The 20331-nt window shown below is 70.2% G+C and carries 20 protein-coding genes and 1 rRNA gene; 5 read left to right on the top strand and 16 right to left on the bottom strand.

Annotated elements, in window-relative coordinates; all coding sequences use genetic code 11:
• Positions 1-20: 20 nt before the first annotated feature.
• The gene (locus ABZX85_RS44710) at positions 21-860 is read left to right on the top strand and encodes a DUF4253 domain-containing protein (protein WP_355883153.1); all 840 of its coding nucleotides are present in this window, start codon (positions 21-23) and stop codon (positions 858-860) included.
• 18 nt (positions 861-878) lie between these two features.
• The gene (locus ABZX85_RS44705) at positions 879-1619 is read left to right on the top strand and encodes an ABC transporter (RefSeq protein WP_355883150.1); all 741 of its coding nucleotides are present in this window, start codon (positions 879-881) and stop codon (positions 1617-1619) included.
• Here ABZX85_RS44705 and ABZX85_RS44700 read toward each other — a convergent pair.
• The 7 genes from ABZX85_RS44700 to ABZX85_RS44670 form a co-directional block, all read right to left on the bottom strand.
• Entirely contained in the window at positions 1579-2487 is a 909-nt protein-coding gene (locus ABZX85_RS44700; RefSeq protein ID WP_355883147.1) for an SAM-dependent methyltransferase, read from the bottom strand. The genes ABZX85_RS44705 and ABZX85_RS44700 overlap by 41 nt on opposite strands.
• Positions 2488-2557: 70 nt before the next feature.
• Positions 2558-3559: a porphobilinogen synthase gene (hemB, locus tag ABZX85_RS44695; RefSeq protein ID WP_355883144.1), complete on the bottom strand. Its 1002-nt coding sequence runs from the start codon at positions 3557-3559 to the stop codon at positions 2558-2560.
• 229 nt (positions 3560-3788) lie between these two features.
• Entirely contained in the window at positions 3789-5474 is a 1686-nt protein-coding gene (locus tag ABZX85_RS44690; RefSeq protein WP_355883141.1) for a bifunctional uroporphyrinogen-III C-methyltransferase/uroporphyrinogen-III synthase, read from the bottom strand.
• Complete coding sequence (gene hemC, locus ABZX85_RS44685; RefSeq protein ID WP_355883138.1) at positions 5471-6430, bottom strand: hydroxymethylbilane synthase; 960 nt, start codon at positions 6428-6430, stop codon at positions 5471-5473. Before hemC ends, ABZX85_RS44690 begins: the two co-directional genes overlap by 4 nt.
• Positions 6427-8070, bottom strand: coding sequence for a glutamyl-tRNA reductase (locus ABZX85_RS44680; RefSeq protein WP_355883135.1), 1644 nt, complete (start codon positions 8068-8070; stop codon positions 6427-6429). Before ABZX85_RS44680 ends, hemC begins: the two co-directional genes overlap by 4 nt.
• The gene (locus ABZX85_RS44675) at positions 8067-8816 is read right to left on the bottom strand and encodes a redox-sensing transcriptional repressor Rex (protein ID WP_355883132.1); all 750 of its coding nucleotides are present in this window, start codon (positions 8814-8816) and stop codon (positions 8067-8069) included. The genes ABZX85_RS44680 and ABZX85_RS44675 overlap by 4 nt, the downstream gene beginning before the upstream one ends.
• A gap of 235 nt (positions 8817-9051) precedes the next feature.
• Positions 9052-9330 carry a glutaredoxin family protein gene (locus ABZX85_RS44670; RefSeq protein ID WP_355883129.1) on the bottom strand — a complete coding sequence of 93 codons (279 nt, stop codon included), beginning with the start codon at positions 9328-9330 and terminating at the stop codon, positions 9052-9054.
• A 94-nt stretch (positions 9331-9424) separates the two neighbouring features.
• Here ABZX85_RS44670 and ABZX85_RS44665 point away from each other — a divergent pair, with 94 nt between their 5' ends.
• The 3 genes from ABZX85_RS44665 (at position 9425) to ABZX85_RS44655 (ending at position 12880) form a co-directional block, all read left to right on the top strand.
• A complete protein-coding gene (locus ABZX85_RS44665; RefSeq protein ID WP_355883126.1) occupies positions 9425-10369 on the top strand; it encodes an HAD-IB family hydrolase in 945 nt (314 codons plus the stop codon).
• 323 nt (positions 10370-10692) lie between these two features.
• Positions 10693-11469 (top strand): ECF subfamily RNA polymerase sigma factor, BldN family, encoded by a 777-nt coding sequence (locus ABZX85_RS44660; RefSeq protein ID WP_187747952.1) that lies wholly within the window; start codon positions 10693-10695, stop codon positions 11467-11469.
• A gap of 226 nt (positions 11470-11695) precedes the next feature.
• Entirely contained in the window at positions 11696-12880 is a 1185-nt protein-coding gene (locus ABZX85_RS44655) for a DUF5667 domain-containing protein (RefSeq protein WP_355883123.1), read from the top strand.
• A 61-nt stretch (positions 12881-12941) separates the two neighbouring features.
• On the opposite strand, the gene ABZX85_RS44650 is transcribed toward ABZX85_RS44655, so the two are convergent.
• From ABZX85_RS44650 to rrf, 9 genes are all read right to left on the bottom strand, one after another.
• Positions 12942-13976, bottom strand: a complete 1035-nt coding sequence (locus ABZX85_RS44650; protein ID WP_355883121.1) for a lysophospholipid acyltransferase family protein — start codon at positions 13974-13976, stop codon at positions 12942-12944.
• 14 nt (positions 13977-13990) lie between these two features.
• Entirely contained in the window at positions 13991-15043 is a 1053-nt protein-coding gene (locus ABZX85_RS44645) for an NAD-dependent epimerase/dehydratase family protein (protein ID WP_355883118.1), read from the bottom strand.
• 224 nt (positions 15044-15267) lie between these two features.
• Positions 15268-15366 carry an AURKAIP1/COX24 domain-containing protein gene (locus tag ABZX85_RS44640; protein WP_003948845.1) on the bottom strand — a complete coding sequence of 33 codons (99 nt, stop codon included), beginning with the start codon at positions 15364-15366 and terminating at the stop codon, positions 15268-15270.
• A gap of 154 nt (positions 15367-15520) precedes the next feature.
• A complete protein-coding gene (locus ABZX85_RS44635) occupies positions 15521-15727 on the bottom strand; it encodes a helix-turn-helix domain-containing protein (RefSeq protein WP_010351066.1) in 207 nt (68 codons plus the stop codon).
• A 130-nt stretch (positions 15728-15857) separates the two neighbouring features.
• Positions 15858-16673 carry a phosphatase gene (locus ABZX85_RS44630; RefSeq protein ID WP_355883114.1) on the bottom strand — a complete coding sequence of 272 codons (816 nt, stop codon included), beginning with the start codon at positions 16671-16673 and terminating at the stop codon, positions 15858-15860.
• Positions 16674-17055: 382 nt separating this feature from the next.
• Positions 17056-18231: an acetoin utilization protein AcuC gene (locus ABZX85_RS44625; RefSeq protein ID WP_355883111.1), complete on the bottom strand. Its 1176-nt coding sequence runs from the start codon at positions 18229-18231 to the stop codon at positions 17056-17058.
• Complete coding sequence (locus ABZX85_RS44620) at positions 18200-19399, bottom strand: MFS transporter (protein ID WP_355883108.1); 1200 nt, start codon at positions 19397-19399, stop codon at positions 18200-18202. The genes ABZX85_RS44625 and ABZX85_RS44620 overlap by 32 nt, the downstream gene beginning before the upstream one ends.
• An 83-nt stretch (positions 19400-19482) precedes the next feature.
• Positions 19483-20178 carry an HAD family hydrolase gene (locus ABZX85_RS44615; RefSeq protein ID WP_355883105.1) on the bottom strand — a complete coding sequence of 232 codons (696 nt, stop codon included), beginning with the start codon at positions 20176-20178 and terminating at the stop codon, positions 19483-19485.
• 62 nt (positions 20179-20240) lie between these two features.
• Positions 20241-20331 (bottom strand): 5S ribosomal RNA (gene rrf / locus ABZX85_RS44610); the annotation flags it as partial.

Here is a 20331-nt window from a genome sequence, read left to right as displayed (position 1 = left end):
CGCCGCCTACAGTCACGGACATGGCGACACTTCCGAACCCGCTGCCCCGACTGACCTCCGACCCGAGTGGCCGCTCGCTGGGGCTCCAACTCCCGCCGGGGCGCGTGATCGACGCGCAGGACGGCGGCGCGGCCGTGCTGTGGTGCGCGCAGAAGGCGGCGGCACCGGGTACGTGGGCGGCGTTGGGCGCGCCCGCCGGCCGGGCCGGACTGGTGCCGGTGCTGGTGGACGCGCAGGACCCGCAAGGGGGGCCGGAGAGCTGGGGGTTGGCCCCGGAGGAGGCGTCGTACCCGGGGGACCACGACGCGGAGGAGATCCTGGAGGAGTACTGGGCGGAGGACGCCGGGGAGTACTCCGGGAACGGCACGGCCGACGGCGCGGGCGACGGCAGGGGCGACGGCACCGAGGACGCCCCGGAGTGGCCGGGCCTCGCCCCCGCCCCCACCCTCGTCGCCGACCCCGACGCCCGCGCCGCCGAGGTCGCCGACTCCCTGACGCAGGGCGGGAGTTCGCCGTACGAGGGCCTGCGTCTCGCCCTCGTCCCGGCCCGCCGCAGCGCGGACGTCCCGGCGGCGCTGGGCTGGAGCGGCGCCGTCAACTACGAGGAGGACGTGGCGCGGCTGTGCGCGGTCCTGCGGTCCTGGGAGGAGCGGTTCGGGATACGCGTCGTGGCCCTGTCGTACGACCGCCTCTCCGTCTCGGTCGCCGCCCCGCCGGCCACCCCGGAGGAGGCCGAGGCGCTCGCCCTCGAACACCTGGGCCTCTGCCCGTACGCGGTCCTGCGGACGGACGAGGACACGCTGGAGGTGTACGCGAAGGGGCTGATCGGCGCCCCCGCCTGGCACTTCTGGTGGGACTGAGGCCCCCCGGAGACCGGCATGATCATCGACCGCGTACACGCCCACGTCCCCGCTGACGTCGACAAGGCCCGATGGCCCTGGTCAGTCCCCTGCGTCAGCCACCTCACCACCCACGGCCTCTCCCTCACCGCCCCCGTCACCTTCCTCGTCGGCGAGAACGGCTCGGGAAAGTCCACCCTGGTGGAGGCCATCGCGGAAGGCTTCGGCCTCGACCCCTGGGGCGGCTCCCACGAATGGCGCTACGCCAGCCACCGCCCCAAGTCCCCCCTGGGCCAGCGCATCCGCCTGGACGCCACCAGGAACGGCCGCCGCATGATGGCCAGTTGGGCGGCCCGCCAGGGCTTCTTCCTGCGCGCCGAGACCGCCCTGGACGCCCTGGACCGCGAGGGCTTCACCCCCGACGCGGTCAGCCACGGCGAAGGCTTCCTCGCCGCGTTCCGGGGCAAGTTCGGCCGCCCCGGCCTGTACGTCCTGGACGAGCCCGAGGCCGCCCTGTCCTTCGGCTCCTGCCTCGAACTGCTGGGCCACATCGACCGGTTGGCGAAGGCGGGCGGCCAGGTCATCTGCGCCACCCACTCCCCGCTCCTCACCGCCCTGCCCGGCGCGGACATCGTCGAGGTCGGCGACCACGGCCTGCGCCGGACGGCCTGGCGGGACCTCGAACTGGTCGACCACTGGCGCCGCTACCTCGCCGACCCGCAGCTCTACCTACGGCACGTCATCGACCGAGGACGGTCCCCGTCGCCCCGTACACGTTGATGTCCTCGTCGGTGACGTCGTTGATGTCCCGGTACCGGATCTTCTCGATGTCGTCCAGCGCCTCGAACTCCTCCGCCTCCACGGCGGGCGGCAGCGGAGCGGGGCCGGGATGCCAGCGGTGCACGGGCACCACCCCGGGCGGCGTGTCGAGGGCGAGTCCGGGGGTGTCGTCGAAGAACCGCCCGACCTCCTCCCGCGACCGGAACACGAACGTGAACCCCCGCTCGGTGTACGTCCGCTGGACCGCCCGCGTCGGAATCGGATGCAGTTCGTCGGTGAGATGGCTGAGCACGACCCGGCTCCCCGCCGGCAGCGCCTCGACCAGCTCCCGCACGATCGGATACGCCCGCTCCTCCTCCACGAAGTGCAGGACGGCCACCAGACACAGCGCGACCGGCTGCCCGAAGTCCAGCGTCCGCGCGGCGAGTTCGAGGATCTTCCCCGGCTCGTCGAGATCCGCGTCGACGTAGTCGGTACGCCCCTCGGGCCCCGACGTCAGCAGCGCGCGGGCGTGCGCGAGGACGACGGGGTCGTTGTCGACGTACACGACCCGTGACTCGGGGGCCACCCGCTGGGCGATCTGGTGGACGTTCTCGGCGGTCGGCAGCCCGGTCCCGACGTCCAGGAACTGCCGTACGCCCTCCTCGGCGAGCCGCGTCACCGCCCGCCGCATGAAGTCCCGGTTGTGCCGGACGTCGAGATACCCCCGGGGATTCGCCGCGAGCCCCGCGGCGGCCGTCTCCCGGTCGACGGGGTAGTTGTCCTTCCCGCCGAGGAACACGTCGTACACCCGCGCCGGATGCGCCTTGGTCGAATCGATCCGCCTGCGCAGCTCGGCGGGGTCCACATCGAGTGCGTCACCGGACATGAAGATCTCCCTCCACACACCGAAAAATCCCTCAACCACCTAACGGCCGAAAGAAGTTGACTTACTCAACTCACTGCCACACCGACAGCTTCCGCGCCGCCTCCACCGCCCAGTACGTCAGGATGTTCCGCGCGCCCGCCCGCCGAATCCCGGTCAGCGTCTCGAAGATCGCCCGGTCCCGGTCGACCCAGCCCTTCTCCGCGGCGGCCTCGACCATCGAGTACTCCCCGGAGATCTGGTAGGCGACGACCGGCAGGTCCACGGCGTCGGAGACGCGCGCGAGGATGTCGAGGTAGGGCCCGGCCGGCTTGACCATCACCAGGTCCGCCCCCTCCTCCACGTCGAGCGCCAACTCCCGCAGGGACTCACGCCAGTTGGCCGGGTCCTGCTGGTACGTCTTGCGGTCCCCCTTCAGCGAGGACCCGACGGCCTCCCGGAACGGCCCGTAGAACGCGGAGGAGTACTTCGCGGTGTAGGCGAGGATCGCGACGTCCTCCCGCCCGATCTGGTCGAGCGCGTCGCGGACGACCCCGATCTGCCCGTCCATCATCCCGCTGGGCCCCACGACGTGCGCGCCCGCGTCGGCCTGGACCTGGGCCATCTCGGCGTACCGCTCCAGCGTGGCGTCGTTGTCGACGCGGCCCTGCTCGTCGAGGACCCCGCAGTGCCCGTGGTCGACCGTCTCGTCGAGGCACAGGTCGGACATGACCAGGAGATCGTCCCCGACCTCGGCGCGCACGTCGCGGATGGCGACCTGGAGAATCCCCTCGGGATCGGTCCCGGGGGTGCCGTACGCGTCCTTCTTCGACTCCTCCGGCACCCCGAACAGCATGATCCCGGAGACGCCCGCCTCCACGGCCTCGACGGCGGCTTTGCGGAGGCTGTCCCGGGTGTGCTGGACGACCCCGGGCATCGCCTGGATCGGCACCGGCTCGGTCACCCCCTCCCGGACGAACGCGGGCAGGATGAAGTCCGCCGGATGCAGCCGGGTCTCCGCGACCATCCGCCGCATCACAGGAGACGTACGCAGCCGCCGGGGCCGGGAACCGGGGAAAGAACCGTACTGAGACATATCCCTAAGCTACGCCCGCCCCGGCACCACCTTTGCCGACGCCCAGTCGGAGCACGCCGAGGAACCCGGCCCCGCCTGTGGACGCTCGGCCAACCCTTCGAAGACGCCACGCCAACGACAACACCCCCACCACCCCCCACCCTGTACACAGCCCGGGGAAAGCCGACGGCGGAGCACCTCCTCGCAGCCCCCCGCGAGGACGGCGCTCCGCCGTCTCCGTACACACCCCTCAGGTGGCCCGGCGCCGCCGTCCGCCCGGCCGCCGCTCGCTCGGCCGCGTCACCGGATCGCCCGCGTCCAGCGCGGCCCCCCGGCGTCGCATCCCGAACTCGGCCAGCGCCTCGGCCAGCTTCTGCGCGGACGGCTCGGGAGCCATCACGTCGACCCGCAGCCCGTGCTCCTCGGCGGTCTTCGCCGTGGCCGGCCCGATACAGGCGATGACGGTCACGTTGTGCGGCTTCCCGGCGATCCCCACCAGGTTCCGGACGGTGGACGACGACGTGAACAGCACCGCGTCGAACCCACCCCCCTTGATCGCCTCCCGGGTGTCGGCGGGCGGCGGCGAGGCACGGACCGTCCGGTACGCGGTGACGTCGTCCACCTCCCACCCGAGGTCGATGAGCCCGGCGACGAGCGTCTCGGTGGCGATGTCCGCGCGCGGCAGGAACACCCGGTCGATCGGGTCGAAGACCGGGTCGTACGGCGGCCAGTCCTCAAGGAGCCCGGCGGCGGACTGCTCCCCGCTCGGCACGAGGTCCGGCTTCACGCCGAACGCGATCAGCGCCTTGGCGGTCTGCTCGCCCACCGCGGCGACCTTGATCCCCGCGAACGCGCGCGCGTCGAGCCCGTACTCCTCGAACTTCTCGCGCACCGCCTTCACCGCGTTGACGGACGTGAAGGCGATCCACTCGTAGCGCCCGGTGACGAGCCCCTTGACGGCCCGCTCCATCTGCTGGGGCGTACGCGGCGGCTCGACGGCGATGGTCGGCACCTCGTGCGGCACGGCCCCGTAGGAGCGCAGCTGCTCGGAGAGCGAGGCGGCCTGCTCCTTCGTACGCGGGACCAGGACCTTCCACCCGAAGAGCGGCTTCGACTCGAACCAGGCGAGCTGGTCGCGCTGGGCCGGCGCCGAGCGCTCGCCGACGACGGCTATCACGGGCCGCCCGCCGTCCGGCGAGGGCAGCACCTTGGCCTGCTTCAGGGTCTGCGCGATGGTCCCGAGGGTCGCGCACCAGGTCCGCTGCCGGGTGGTGGTCCCGGCGACGGTGACCGTCAAAGGCGTATCGGGCTTGCGCCCGGCGGAGACCAGCTCACCGGCGGCGGCGGCGACCGCGTCCAGGGACGTGGAGACGACGACGGTCCCGTCGGACGCCCCCACCTCGGTCCAGCACCGGTCGGACGCCGTACGGGCGTCCACGAACCGGACGTCCGCCCCGTGCGCGTCCCGCAGCGGGACCCCGGCGTAGGCCGGCACCCCGACGGCGGTCGCGACACCGGGAACCACCTCGAAGGGGACGCCCGCGGAAGCGCAGGCGAGCATTTCGGAAGCGGCGTACGTATCGAGTCCGGGATCACCGGACACCGCACGGACGACCCGCCTGCCGCCCCGCGCGGCCTCCATGACAAGATGTGCCGCATCCCGCACCACGGGAAGCGCCACGGTCACTGACGCACTGTCAACTACCGTGGGCTGTGGTGCGATCGTGCCCGGGGCGGGGTCCGTGGGCACGACGGAGACGCCGGTACGCGCGTGCGTCCGTACGACGTCGAGCACCTCGTGCTCGGCGACGAGGACGTCCGCGCTCGCCAGTGCCTCCACGGCGCGCAGAGTCAGCAGTCCCGGATCTCCGGGTCCGGCACCCAGGAAGGTGACGTGCCCGTGTTCCAGGCCGGAGGGAAGGGTGGTGGGGCTCAATGTGCTCGCTCCCCCATCAGACCGGCCGCGCCCTGGGCAAGCATCTCGGCGGCGAGCTCGCGACCGAGCGTCATTGCCTGGTCATGCGTCTCGGGCACGGGACCGGTGGTGGACAGCTGCACCGTACGGGAACCGTCGGTGGTACCGACAACCCCCCGCAGGCGCATTTCCTTGACAATCTGCCCGTCGGCCAGAAGGTCGGCCAGCGCCCCCACAGGTGCGCTGCAACCGGCCTCCAGGGCGGCGAGCAGTGACCGTTCGGCCGTTACGGCGGCCCGCGTGAACGGGTCGTCGAGTTCGCCGAGCGCGGCGACGAGGTCGGCATCGGCAGCCGTGCACTCGATCGCCAGTGCCCCCTGGCCGGGGGCGGGCAGAACCGTGTCTATCGACAGGAAGTCGGTGATCTCGTCGGCGCGCCCGATCCGGTTGAGCCCGGCGGCGGCCAGCACGACCGCGTCCAGCTCACCGTCGTGGACGTACCGGATACGGGTGTCGACGTTGCCCCGGATCGCGACCATCTCGATCTCCAGCCCATGGGTGCGGGCGTACGCGTTGAGCTGCGCCGCCCTGCGCGGCGAACCGGTCCCGATGCGGGCCCCGCGCGGCAGGTCGGTGAACTTCAGCGCGTCCCGGGCGACGATCACGTCCCGGGGGTCCTCGCGGACGGGCACGGCCGCCAGCGTCAGCCCCTCGGGCTGCGCCGTCGGCAGGTCCTTCAGCGAGTGAACGGCGAAGTCGACGTCCCCGGCGAGCAGCGCGTCGCGCAGCGCGGTGACGAACACGCCCGTCCCGCCGATCTGCGCGAGGTGCTCACGGGAGGTGTCGCCGTACGTCGTGATCTCGACGAGTTCGACCGGCCGCCCGGTCACCTGACTCACCGCCTCGGCCACCTGTCCGGACTGGGCGAGGGCGAGTCTGCTCCGCCTCGTCCCCAGTCTCAGCGCCTTGTCAGTCATTCCGGGTCCTTCTCATCCGTTGCCCGGGACACGGCGGCGACCGTCTCCTGGTCGAGGTCGAACAGGGTCCGCAGCGCGTCCGCGTACCCGGCGCCGCCGGGCTCCGCCGCGAGCTGCTTGACCCGTACGGTCGGGGCGTGCAGCAGTTTGTCGACGACGCGCCGCACGGTCTGGGTGATCTCGGCCCGGTGCCTGTCGTCGAGCTCCGGCAGCCGCCCCTCAAGCCGCGCGATCTCGCCGGCCACCACATCGGCGGCCATCGTGCGCAGCGCGACGACGGTCGGGGTGATGTGGGCGGCCCGCTGCGCGGCACCGAAAGCGTTCACTTCGTCCGACACGATCCGCCGGACCTGGTCCACGTCGGACGCCATCGGCGCGTCCGCGCTGGCCTCGGCCAGCGACTCGATGTCCACCAGCCGCACCCCGCCGACGCGGTGCGCGGCGCCGTCGATGTCCCGGGGCATCGCGAGATCGAGCAGACAGAGCACGGGTTCGGCGGCGGGTACGGCGTCCAGGGCCCCCTCGGGCCTGCGCCGCTCCGGAATCCGGCCGACCGTGGCGGCGGTCTGCGCGAGCGCCGAGATCAGCTCGGCCTCCTTCTCCGCCCGCCGGTCGACGGTCCCGTTGTCGACCCACGCCGCGTGCTGCTCCAGCGTCGCCGCGTCCATCCCGGCGACGGCGGCCTCACCGGCGACGGAGAAGCCCTGCTGGACGGCGCCGAGGTCGAGGGGACAGGAGTCCTCCCCGGCCTGGGGAAGTCTGACGGGCTTGAGGGGAACGGCGTCCACGTACGCCGCCTCCTGGGTACGGCCCTCGACCGCCCGGGCGACGTCCTCACCCGTCAGCACCAGCCCCGTCGCCCCCGTACAGGACACCGCGAGGTCGGTCCGTGCCAGCTCGCCCGGCACCGATTCCATCGGGACCGCGCGAGCCGTCACGTCCGTACCGTCGGTCAGGATCTGTACGAGCCGCTCGGCGCGGTCGAGCGTCCGGTTGGCGACGACGATCTCGCCGACCCCGGCCCGCGCGAGCGTCGCGGCGGCCAGCGAGGACATCGATCCGGCGCCGATGACCAGCGCCTTCTTGCCCCGCACCCACTCCTCGACCGGCGTCTGGCGGGCGAGCTGCTCCAGCCCGAAGGTGACCAGCGACTGCCCGGCCCGGTCGATCCCGGTCTCGGAGTGCGCCCGTTTCCCGACCCGCAGGGCCTGCTGGAACAGGTCGTTCATCAGCCGCCCGGCGCTGTGCAGCTCCTGCGCCTTGGCCAGCGAGTCCTTGAGCTGCCCGAGGATCTGCCCCTCGCCGACGACCATCGAGTCCAGCCCGCACGCCACGGAGAACATGTGGTGGACGGCCCGGTCCTCGTAGTGCACGTACAGGTACGGCGTCAGCTCGTCGAGCCCGACCCCGCTGTGCTGGGCGAGGAGCGTGGACAGTTCGGCGACCCCGGCGTGGAACTTGTCCACATCGGCGTACAGCTCGATGCGGTTGCAGGTGGCGAGGACGGCGGCCTCGGCGGCCGGTTCGGCGGCGACCGTGTCCTGGAGCAGCTTGATCTGCGCGTCCTGACCGAGCGAGGCCCGCTCCAGGACGCTCACGGGAGCGCTGCGGTGGCTCAGGCCGACGACGAGGAGACTCATGCCGGCATCACGGCGGGGACGTCCCCGTCGGGCCCCTGCTCGGAGGCGTCGGCGGGCACCGGGGCGGACGCGCCCTCGGCGATCTCACCGGCCTTGCGCTGCTCGTGGAAGGCGAGGATCTGGAGCTCGATCGAGAGGTCGACCTTGCGGACGTCGACGCCGTCGGGGACGGTCAGGACGGTCGGCGCGAAGTTCAGGATGGACGTCACCCCGGCGGCCACGAGCCGGTCGCAGACCTGCTGGGCGACGCTGGGCGGGGTGGTGATGACGCCGATGGAGACGCCGTTGTCCTGGATGATCCGCTCCAGGTCGTCACTGTGCCGGACCCCGATCCCGGCGACCTGGCGGCCCTCCATCGCGGGGTCGGCGTCGATGAGCGCGGCCACGCGGAAGCCTCGCGAGGCGAACCCGCCGTAGTTGGCGAGGGCGGCGCCGAGGTTACCGATGCCGACGATGACGACCGGCCAGTCCTGGGTGAGGCCCAGCTCGCGGGAGATCTGGTAGACGAGGTACTCGACGTCGTAGCCGACACCGCGCGTCCCGTACGAACCCAGGTAGGAGAAGTCCTTGCGCAGCTTGGCGGAGTTGACCCCCGCCGCCGCCGCGAGCTCCTCGGAGGAGACCGTGGGCACCGAGCGCTCCGACAACGCGGTCAGGGCTCGGAGGTACAGCGGAAGCCTGGCGACGGTGGCCTCGGGAATCCCTCGGCTACGGGTCGCCGGTCGGTGAGTTCGGCCAGTTGCCACGGTGCTCCTGCGGGTAGCGCGGGGCTGTGGGCGGTCATACGTCCCCGGACCGCCCCGTCGAAAGCAGGCTATGTCTTTGTGAACGCGTGCACAAAGATGGTGTCCGATTTGCCCGGCCAACGTGACCGGCGTCACGCGTTTCACTCCTGGGGGCAAAACCGCTCACGCTCCTCACGAATCTCGCCCCCAAGACCACCAGGCCATCGATCCTAAGCGACATTCGTACGTCTTTGGACTAGCTGGTCAGTGCCTTACGCAACCTCTGCTCGTTGACCCGCCAGAACGTGTGCTGCTCGCCGTCCACGAGAACGACCGGAATCTGCTCCCAGTAGGCGTCGTGCAGCGCGCTGTCCTGCTGGATGTCCTTCTTCTCCCACTCCACCCCCAGCTCCCCGCACACCCTGGCCACCACCGCCTCCGCGTCCTCGCAGAGATGGCAGTCGGGCTTGCCGATCAAGGTGACGTGCCGGGGAGCGGAGGGCTTACGCCGGAAGAGCGGAGTCATGCGTCCCATTCTGTCGCGGAGGCGTCGAGTCGTAGTGGAGAGTTCACACCCCCCGAACCTGACCGATCCGGAACGCACACGGCGGACTGGCTATGCTCACGACATGGCCGCTCTCGGATGGCTCACTCCCCGTAGGCGCTCAGCCACGGCACGGAGCGTGTTGGCAGGCGAAGCGTCGGCTGAGGCCGCGCGGAAGTCCTCCAAGGAGGACGAGCAGAAGAACCAGAAGGACAGTACGGACGGCGCTGGGGCGGAGCCCGAGTTCCCCGTCCAGGGCGACGACAAGGCCGCCGCGTTCTTCGACCTCGACAACACCGTCATGCAGGGTGCCGCCCTGTTCCACTTCGGCCGCGGCCTGTACAAACGGAAGTTCTTCGAGACCCGCGACCTCGCCCGGTTCGCCTGGCAGCAGGCGTACTTCCGGCTGGCCGGCCACGAGGACCCCGAGCACATGCAGGACGCCCAGGACTCGGCCCTCTCCATCGTCAAGGGCCACCGCGTCGCCGAACTCCGGTCGATCGGCGAGGAGATCTACGACGAGTACCTCGCCGACCGCATCTGGCCGGGCACCCGCGCCCTCGCCCAGGCCCACCTCGACGCCGGCCAGAAGGTGTGGTTGGTCACAGCCGCCCCCATCGAGATCGCCCGCGTGATCGCCCGCCGCCTCGGCCTGACGGGCGCCCTCGGCACAGTCGCCGAATCGGTCGACGGCGTCTACACAGGCAAGTTGGTCGGCGAACTCCTCCACGGCCCGGCGAAGGCGGAGGCGGTCCGCGCGTTGGCGGCAGCCGAATCCCTGGACCTCACCCGCTGCGCCGCCTACAGCGACAGCCACAACGACATCCCCATGCTCTCCCTCGTCGGCCACCCCTACGCGATCAACCCCGACGCCAAACTCCGCAAACACGCCCGCAAGTTGGACTGGCGCCTACGCGATTATCGGACGGGCCGAAAAGCGGCACGGGTCGGTATTCCGGCGGCGGCGGGGGTGGGGGCGGTTGCGGGCGGAACGGCGGCGGCGATCGCACTGAGCCGTCGCAAACGCTGACTCTCAAGCTACGTGGGGCAGTTGCCGGGTTTAGGGGCGCGGGGCTGCATCAATTAGCAGCTCCGCTGCGGGGCGCGAGCCACAACACGCCCTGAACCTCTCTCACAGCCGATCCCTTTCGATCAACAACCGCTCAAAACCCGGAACTTGATCCACCCTCAATCGATCACAAACCCCATGTATTCGAAGTTTTGAGCAACTCGGCGTAGCAGCACCTTCACGAAGCGTTATTCTCCTCAAACGCATTCCGGAACCCGCCCACCCCTACAACAGGTGATCGGTCCCGCACTGCACGTGATGGAAGCTCTGCCTCTGGGAGTCCCGTGTACCCACACGTCGGGGTTGACGCCTCGGGCCTGGCTACGCTGCGCGAATCGATCGCAACGCTCAAGGAAACGCTGCGCGGCTGTGTCCCACCCGCGTTCGGCGTCCCCGCCTTCGCCACCGCCACCCCCGTCGGCGCGTGCTACGCGCTCGCCGACGGCGGCACCACCGTCGGCAGACGGGGCCGTACGACCGCCCCGGCCGCCCGCCGCCCCGCCGCGGACAGCGACAGCGCCCGCATGATGGACCTCGTAGAACGGGCCCAGGCCGGCGAGGCCGAGGCGTTCGGCTGTCTGTACGACCAGTACAGCGACACCGTCTACCGGTACATCTACTACCGCGTGGGCGGCAAGGCGACCGCCGAGGACCTCACGAGCGAGACGTTCCTGCGCGCGCTCAGGAGGATCGGCACCTTCACCTGGCAGGGCCGTGACTTCGGCGCCTGGCTCGTGACGATCGCCCGCAACCTCGTCGCCGATCACTTCAAGTCGAGCCGCTTCCGGCTGGAGGTGACGACCGGCGAGATGCTCGACGCGAACGAGGTCGAGCGCTCACCGGAGGACTCCGTCCTGGAGTCCCTGTCGAACGCCGCCCTGCTGGACGCCGTCCGCCGGCTCAACCCCCAGCAGCAGGAGTGCGTGACGCTCCGGTTCCTCCAGGGGCTGTCCGTCGCGGAGACCGCGCGGGTGATGGGGAAGAACGAGGGTGCGATCAAGACCCTCCAGTACCGCGCCGTCCGTACGCTGGCCCGGTTGCTGCCGGAAGACGCGCGGTAACCGAACCGGTTCTCCAACTCACTTTCAGTGAAAGTCCGTTGACTTCCCGATCCGATCATCCTCAGTCCGTAACCCAAGTGCCGCGCCATTCGTTGAGCGGGATACAGGCTCCCTGTGGTCACGTTCCGGCCGCCCCCGATCACCCGATCGTGTGGAAGCGGTCGCGGACGTGCAACCCTCAAGCCCCCAGGGGAGTCGACCGTGATGACGAGAGGAGGTGCCGCCAGTGATCGCGAACGTATCGGCACACCGGCGGGCGAACGCCTTCGCCCAGGCCCTGGAGGATTCCGACCGGGGCGCGGCGGCCGAGCAGTCCGAGGGATCGCCGCCGGCGGAAGACTCCGCGCAGGCCAGGCTGCTGTCCCTGACGGCGGGCCTCGCGGAGCTGCCCAAGCCGGCGCTGGACCCCGAGGTCAAGGTCGTCCAGCGGGCGCAGTTGGTCGCCGCGATGGAAGCGATGCTGCAAGGGGGCGAGGCCCCCTCCGTGCCGGAACAGCGCGGCCACCGCGCCGCGAAACACCGGGCGCTCGGCAGGCTCCGGCCCACCAGCAGGCTCGCCAAGGGCCTCACGGCGGGCGGGCTGAGCGTGAGCGTCGCGGCGGGCGCCTTCGGCGGGGTCGCCGCGGCGAGTTCGGACGCGCTGCCGGGTGACTCGCTGTACGGGCTGAAGCGCGGCATCGAGGACTTCAAGCTGACGTACCTGACGGACGACGACACGGAGCGCGGCCAGGCGTATCTGGACCAGGCGTCGACGCGGCTGAACGAGGCGCGGCGGCTTCTCGACCGGGGCCGCGGCAGCCATCTCGACCACGAATCGGTGGGCGAGATCCGCCGCACCCTCTCGGGCATGACGCACGACGCGACGGAGGGCCACCGGCTGCTCCACGCGGCCTACGAGCGAGATCCCGAGTCCCTGGGCCCGATCCAGGCGCTCTCCGCGTTCTCCCGCTCCCACCGAGAGGTCTGGGGCAGCCTCCGCGACAGCCTCCCGGTCCAGCTGGGTGACGTCAGCGAGCAGGTGACGTCGGTCTTCGACGCGATGGACGAAGAGGTCGCCCCTCTCCAGTCCCTGTTCCCACAGCCCCCCAGCCAGGGCACGAACACCTCCCACGCTCCGGGCACCACCCCCTCAGGCACCAAGGACTCTCACCAGTCCCCCACCCACCCGGACGCAAACTCCACCCCAGGCGGCCACTCCACCACCCCGGGCCACTCCACCCCCCCAGCAGCCTCCTCCCCCTCATCGGACGACGGCCTCCTGGGCGGCAACACCGGCGGCCTCCTGGACCCCCCGAAAAACCTCCCCACCACCCCCGCCCTCCCCTCCGCCAACCCCCCCGACGTCACCATCCCCCCCCTCCTCCCCGGCCTCCTCCCCGGCCTGGGCATCAACAGCGAGGACGCGGAGTAGCAGTCCCACAATGAGAGGGCGCCCCCTGTTGCAGGGGGCGCCCTCTCATCGTCGTACAGCCCTAGAAAAACACCGACCTCCGCTGCACCAGCAGTTTGTACAGCGTGTGCTGGATCTGCTCCCTCACCTGGTCCGTCAGGTTGAACATCAGCATCGGGTCCTCGGCCGCCTCCGGCGGATACCCGTCCGTCGGGATCGGCTCGCCGAACTGGATCGTCCACTTGGTGGGGAGGGGGACGGCGCCCAACGGGCCCAGCAGCGGGAACGTCGGTGTGATCGGGAAGTACGGGAAGCCCAACACCCGCGCCAGCGTCTTCGCGTTGCCGATCATCGGGTAGATCTCCTCCGCCCCGACGATCGAGCAGGGGATGATCGGCGCCCCCTTGCGCAGGGCGGTCGAGACGAAGCCGCCTCTGCCGAAGCGCTGGAGTTTGTAGCGCTCGCCGAAGGGCTTGCCGAGGCCCTTGAACCCCTCGGGCATGACGCCGACCAGCTCCCCCTGGCCGAGCAGCCGGTCGGCGTCCTCGGAGCAGGCGAGGGTGTGGCCCAGCTTGCGCGCGAGTTCGTTGACGACCGGCAGCACGAACACCAGGTCCGCCGCGAGGAGCCGCAGATGCCGGTCGGCGGGATGGTTGTCGTGGACGGCGACCTGCATCATCAGCCCGTCCAACGGCAACGTCCCGGAATGGTTGGCGACGATCAGCGCACCCCCCTCGGAGGGGATGTTCTCGATGCCCTTCACCTCGACCCGGAAGTACTTCTCGTACACCGGCCGCAACAGCGACATCAGGACCTGGTCGGTGAGCTCCTCGTCGAAGCCGAAGTCGTCGACCTCGTACTCCCCGGTCAGCCGCCGCCGCAGGAACGACAGCCCGCCCGCGATACGCCGCTCGACGGACCGCGGCTCCTGTGGTGTCACAGGAACATCATCGCGCTCAGGAGCCTTCGTGGGCAGGGTCTGGACCTCACCGTTTCCCCGTTTCGGCACCTCACCGTTTCCCCGTTTCGACAGCCCTCCCCGCCGCCGCGCCGGCCGCGGCACGGCCCCCGCCCGGGCCCGGTCGTCGTCGAACGGAATGACCTTGGCGTCCGCCATCGTGGACACGCTCCTCAGTTCGCGCTCGGCGTCGAAAAGTTCGGCAGATGCAGCGCCGCGACCCGGTCGACGGCGTCGGCGATCCGCTCCGGCGGCAGCAGCCCCGGCCCCTGCGCCCGCGCGAAGTCCGCGAAGGTCTCGGCGGTCGTGTACGTCGGCGTGAAGCCGAGCGTCTCCCGCATGAGCGCCGTCGACACGACCCGCCCGTGCGTCAGCAGCCGGATCTGCTCCGGCGAGAAGTCCGTCATCCCCAGCGTCCGCACCAGCGACCCCGCCCAGGTGACCGCCGGCAGCGGCAGCGGCGCGGTCGGCCGCCCGAGCCGCCGCGAGCACTGCGACAGCAGCAGCACCCCGTCCCCCGCGATGTTGAACGTCCCGCTGTTGAGCGTCCCCCGCCCCGGTTCGTGCGAGGCGATCCGCAGCACCTCGATCACGTCGTCCTCGTGCACGAACTGGAGCCGCGGGTCGTACCCGAACACCGTGGGCAGCACGGGCAGTTCGAAGTACGACGCGAGCGGCGTCTCCGCCCCCGGCCCCAGGATGTTGGCGAACCGCAGCACGCACACGGCCACATCGGGCCGCCGCCGCGCGAACCCCCGCACATACCCCTCGACCTCGACGGCGTCCTTCGCGAACCCCCCGCTCGGCAGCGACTTGGCGGCCGTCGACTCCGTGAACACGGCCGGATCGCGCGACGCGGACCCGTACACGTTCGTACTCGACTTCACCACCAGCCGCTTCACCCCGGGCGCCTTCTGACAGGCCCCCAGCAACTGCATCGTCCCGATGACGTTGGTCTCCTTGACCGACGTCCGGCTCCCACTGCCCAGCGGGGTCCCGGTCACATCCATGTGGACGACGGTGTCGGCGCCGCTCTCCGCCAGCACCCGGGCGATGGTCGGCTGGCGGATGTCCGCCTGGACGAAGCCGGCGCCCCCGAGCGAGTGCTCGGGCCGTACGACGTCCACCCCGATCACCCGGTCCACGCGCGGGTCCCGCTGGAGCCGCCGCACGAACCGTCCCCCCAGCCTGCGGGCCACTCCGGTGACAAGCACGACCTTCCCCAAGATCAGCGCCTTCCTTCCAGGGCCTGGTGTTGGGTGCCAACCTAGCGGTTCGGTGTTGCGCTGTGATGACTGCCCGACGCGCGAATGGCCATAAGCGCGCGGCGACCTCGGAACCCCGGGTCCGAAAAGGGGCCGGCAAATGCGTGTGGCCCCCGCCGGAATACCGATGGGGGCCACACCACGCGTACGCGACGCGCGCCGATTCAAGTCGTAAGCGCTATGGCTTACTTCTTGTTACGACGCTGGACACGCGTCCGCTTCAGCAGCTTGCGGTGCTTCTTCTTCGCCATCCGCTTACGCCGCTTCTTGATTACAGAGCCCACGACAACCCTCGCTCACTTCTCATCACTCGGTGCTGGGCGCCGGGGCCCACACGACCTACGAGGGGCCAGCCTACCCGCCTGAGAGCTGAGGCCGTAATCGAGGGGGTCGGGGGAGATCGGAAGAGCCCTGTACTGATCCCCCCCAGGTCAGCCGTCAGGCGGTTTCCACCCCCACATAGCTCTCGCGGAGGTACTCGTGCACCGCTTGCTCGGGGACGCGGAAGGACCGCCCCACCCTGATAGCGGGCAGATGACCGCTGTGCACCAGGCGGTACACGGTCATCTTGGAGACGCGCATCACCGCGGCGACTTCCGCCACGGTAAGGAACACAACCTCGTTGAGAGGCCGATCAGCTGCCATGACAACACCTGAACCTTCCGCACTCGACGGCCACCGGCTTCCCCTTCCGGTAACTCTTCGTCGTTGCGTGCTCACTCCCCAATGTAGGGGCGGGTGATGCGAGTGGGGAAGAGGTGCACCCAAGGCAGCCCTACTGTGACAGACACGCTCGATTGAGTACGTAGCGGGTCAGCGGCAAGTAGTAATCGGACCGCACGCCGTCATCAACCGGAACGGCGACGGACACGGTCCCCTCGGCCTGCCCCACGAACAGCGCGGGGTCATCGGTATCGGCGAGACCAATGGCCTCACACCCCAGCTGACCTGCTCCGCAGACCCAGCCGTGGTCCCCGATGACGAGGTCGGGCAGCCGCTTGCCGGCCGCCGCGAGGGCCTCCAGCGCGAGTCGAACCGGCAGCGGGGAATGCGTGTGCACACCGGTCGCACAACCGGCGCGTTCGACACCCGGTTCGAGGAGCCGGCCGACTCCTCGTACGTACTCCAGGATGTACGTGCGTAGACCGAACCGGGTCGTTATGTCGACAGGGAGACCCTTCGCAGGTGTGAGCACTTCACATCCCGCCGTCGACAACGCGTCCACGAGGCCCCGGTAAAACCCACCCAACCGCCCCGGATGCCCCGTCCCCACCAACACACCACCGTTACGCAGAGCGACATCTTTGATCCGATCCGCAAACGCATCAAGCCCCGCGACGGTCTTGGCCGGCTCGATCCAGTCCCGCCCGGAAACAACCCCCAGATCGTCCGAAACCCCACACTTGTCAGCCATCACCCGCACCACCTCCCCCACCCCCCACACCCCCTCCGTCACCACCCCCAACCGCACCCCCGGGTCCCCCGCCGCGAACAGCCGATAATTCCGCAGACTCCGCTCCCTCTCGGTCCCCACCACCCCCGCGATCCCCACCCCGACGACATACTCCCGCAACCCCTCAGCACTGAACACGCCACCATACTCCCGCCCCCACCCCCACCCCACCCACAACCACCCCCAAACCAAACCCACTTGGCCCACCCCCCGCACCACCCGCATCCCTCAGGGGCGCGGGGAACTGCGCGAACACCCCCACCCACCCGCACTCACACTCCTGCCGCCGCCCAACTGCGGGCAGTCGTGCCGCGCCCGCCCGCACCCACCCACAGCCACGTCTCCTCCCGCCACCTAGCTGCGGGCAGTCGTGCCGCCAGGGCACGGGTGGGCTGGGGGTCCCCCCTGCTCGAAGAGCTCGGGGGAGGCACCCCGCACGCGCGGGCAAGCGACCCCCCGCCCCAGCCACCCACCGGCCCGACCGAAGCCCACCCACCCCGCACCCACCCACCCCAACTCCCTACGCCAACAACCCCCGCAACGGAAACACCGCCCGCCGAGCCGCCAGCACAGCCTGGTCAACCCGATCGCCAGGGTCGTACCCCTCCTCCCAGGAAGCCCAACTCACCGGCCACCGCCCATCGGTCATCCGAGCCGGAGCCAACTGCCGCGTACGCGCGAAGACTTGCTCCCGCCACCCTTCGGGAATCACCGTCTCGGGAGAGACCTCCTTCCCCGAGGCGATCCCCACAAGATGCGCCCAGGACCGAGGCACGACATCCACCACCGAATACCCACCCCCACCGAGCGCGATCCACTTCCCCCCGGCGTATTCATGCGCCAACTCATGACAAGCCACCTGAACAGCCCGCTGCGCATCGAGAGAAACCGCCAGATGAGCCAACGGGTCCTCGAAATGCGTATCGGCCCCATGCTGACTCACCACCACCTCCGGCCGAAACTCCGCCACCAACTCCGGCACCACGGAATGAAACGCCCGCACCCACCCCGCGTCCCCCGTCCCCGCCGGCAACGCCACATTCACCGCCGACCCCTCGGCCACCCCCACCGCCCCCGTCTCCTCCGCCCACCCGGTCTGCGGAAACAACGTCCGAGGATGCTCGTGCAACGAAATCGTCAGCACCCGCGGATCTTCCCAGAACGCCGCCTGCACCCCGTCCCCGTGATGCACATCGACATCGACGTACACCACCCTCTCCGCCCCCAACTCCAGCAACCGCGCGATGGCGAGAGCCGCGTCGTTGTAGATGCAGAACCCGGCGGCCCCACCAGGCATCGCATGATGCAGTCCCCCGGCGAAGTTGACCGCGTGCGCCACCTCCCCCCGCCACACGGCCTCGGCCGCCCCCACGGACAACCCGGCGATGAGCGAGCTGACTTCATGCATCCCGAGGAACGCCGGATCGTCGACGGTCCCCAGCCCGTACGCCTGATCCGCCGCCCGAGGGTCGGCCGACGCCACCTTCACCGCGTCGATGTAGTCCTGCCGATGCACGAGCCGCAGCGTCGACTCCCCCGCGGCCTTCGCCGAGACGACCTCCACCTCCCGGTCCAGCCCGAGCGCCCCCACCAACCCCCGGGTCAGCTCAAGCCGGACGGGGTCCATCGGATGCCCGTCCCCGAAGTCGTACCCCGTTACCGCTTCATCCCACATCAGCTGTGCGCGCCCGCTCATGCCCGCCACCGTATCGGTCCCCCCGCGTCTCGAACGACCGGGCATACAGGACAGTGACCAGCACCAACCCCATCGGTACGAGCATGGCTCCCCGGTAACTCCACGCGTCCCCGATCACCCCCACCAACGGCGAACCCACCAGGAACCCCACGTAGTTGAAGATGTTCAGCCGCGCCACGGCCGCATCGGACGCCCCCGGGAACAGCCTCCCCGCCGCGGCGAACGTCTGCGGCACGATCACGCACAACCCCACCCCCACCAGCGTGAACCCGAGCATCCCCACCCACGCCCCGGGCGCCCCCGCGACCACGACGAACCCCCCGGCCGCCACCAACGCCCCCACCCGCACCACGACGACGGCCCCGAACCGCCGCACCCCGTAGTCCCCGATGGCCCGCCCGACGAGCATGGTCACCATGTAGACGTTGTACGGCACCGTCGCGAGCTGCTCCGAACTCCCCAGCACGTCCTGGAGGTACTTCGCACTCCAGTTGGACACGGTGGAGTCCCCGATATAGGCGAACGCCATCACAAGACACAGCGGCAGCAGCACCTTGAACGCGAGCCCGTCCCCCTTCGCCTCCGCGGCCTCCTCGACCTCAACTCCCTTGCCCCCGTCGACATACCACCGGCTCCCGATCAACGCCGCCGGCAACAGCACCCCCACGACCGGCAGATACAGCACCCACAACGCCAACTCCCAGTGCGCCCCCGCCCAGGCGAGCGACGACCCGACGATCCCCCCGAGACTGAACGCGGCGTGGAAACTCAGCATGATGCTGCGCCCGTAGTCCCGCTGAAGACTCACCCCCAGCATGTTCATCGTCGCGTCCAACGCCCCGAGCGACAGCCCGAACACCGCGAGCGCCACAGCGAGTTGAACAGTCCCGTCCCCCGCCCCGACCCCCAACAACGCGAGCAGTACGACGGGCTGGGCCCAGCGCAGCACGACGCTCGGCGCCACCCTCCGCACCACCCGTTCGGACGCCACGCTCCCGGCCCCGGCGAGCACCGGCACGGCCGCCAGGTACACCGGCAGCATCCCGTCGGAGACCCCGTACCGATCCTGGACGGCCGGAATCCGGGTCACCAGCAGAGCGAACGCGGCCCCCTGGGCAAAGAAGCTGAACGCCAAAGAGGCCCTACCGCGCCGCAGCACTTCTGTCATGGCGGCGAGCGTAGGGCCCCGGCGTACTCATGGGTAGATCAAGCCAAAGATGAATTTTCCTCAGCTCTGCTCGGAGCCCGGCGCTAGCTCTGGTCTGAACCCGTCGCTAGCTCTGGATCGGAGCCCGGCGCTGAGCCGAGCAGCAGCTCGATCAGCTCCCCGGGCTCGGAGTACAGCCGCGAGGCCCCCACGAGCCGCTCAGCGGGCGTCATGGCGGTGAATCCGAGGACGTCCATCCCGGCCGCGACGCCGGCCCGCACCCCGAGCGGCGAGTCCTCGACGACCACGCACCGCTCCGGCGCCACCCCCATCCGCTCGGCCGCGTACAGGAAGAGATCCGGCGCCGGCTTCCCCTTCCCCACGTCCTGCGCGCTGAAGACCCGCCCTTCCCCGAAGAACCCCTCCAGCCCCGCCACCCGATGCCCCACCCGAATCCGCTCATGGCTCCCGGACGACCCCACGCAGTACGGCACCCCCTCCACCGCCAGCTTCTCCAGCACCTCCACGATCCCCGTCACCGGCTTCAGCTCCCGCTCGAACGCGGCGAACACCCGAGCGTGAAAGACCTCGTCGAACCCCTCCGGCAACCGCTCCCCGGTCCGCTCGAAGACCAGATCATGAATCCGGTGCATCGCGGACCCCATGTAGTCCCGGATCGACTCCTCGTACGACGTCGGGTGCCCGACCTCGGTGAGATATTCGGCGAGCAGCCGATTGGAGATGGGCTCGCTGTCGACGAGCACCCCGTCATTGTCGAAGATCACCAGGTCGTAGCGCATAACCGAACCCTAAACGCAGAAAACCCCCGCACCATACGGTGCGGGGGTTTCCCGGAATGATTGTTCGGCGGCGTCCTACTCTCCCACAGGGTCCCCCCTGCAGTACCATCGGCGCTGTGAGGCTTAGCTTCCGGGTTCGGAATGTAACCGGGC

This window comes from Streptomyces sp. NPDC004539 (assembly GCF_040610055.1).
Classification (GTDB): domain Bacteria; phylum Actinomycetota; class Actinomycetes; order Streptomycetales; family Streptomycetaceae; genus Streptomyces.
Note: the sequence above shows the minus strand (reverse complement) of the source record. Positions and strands in the feature narration are given on the sequence as shown.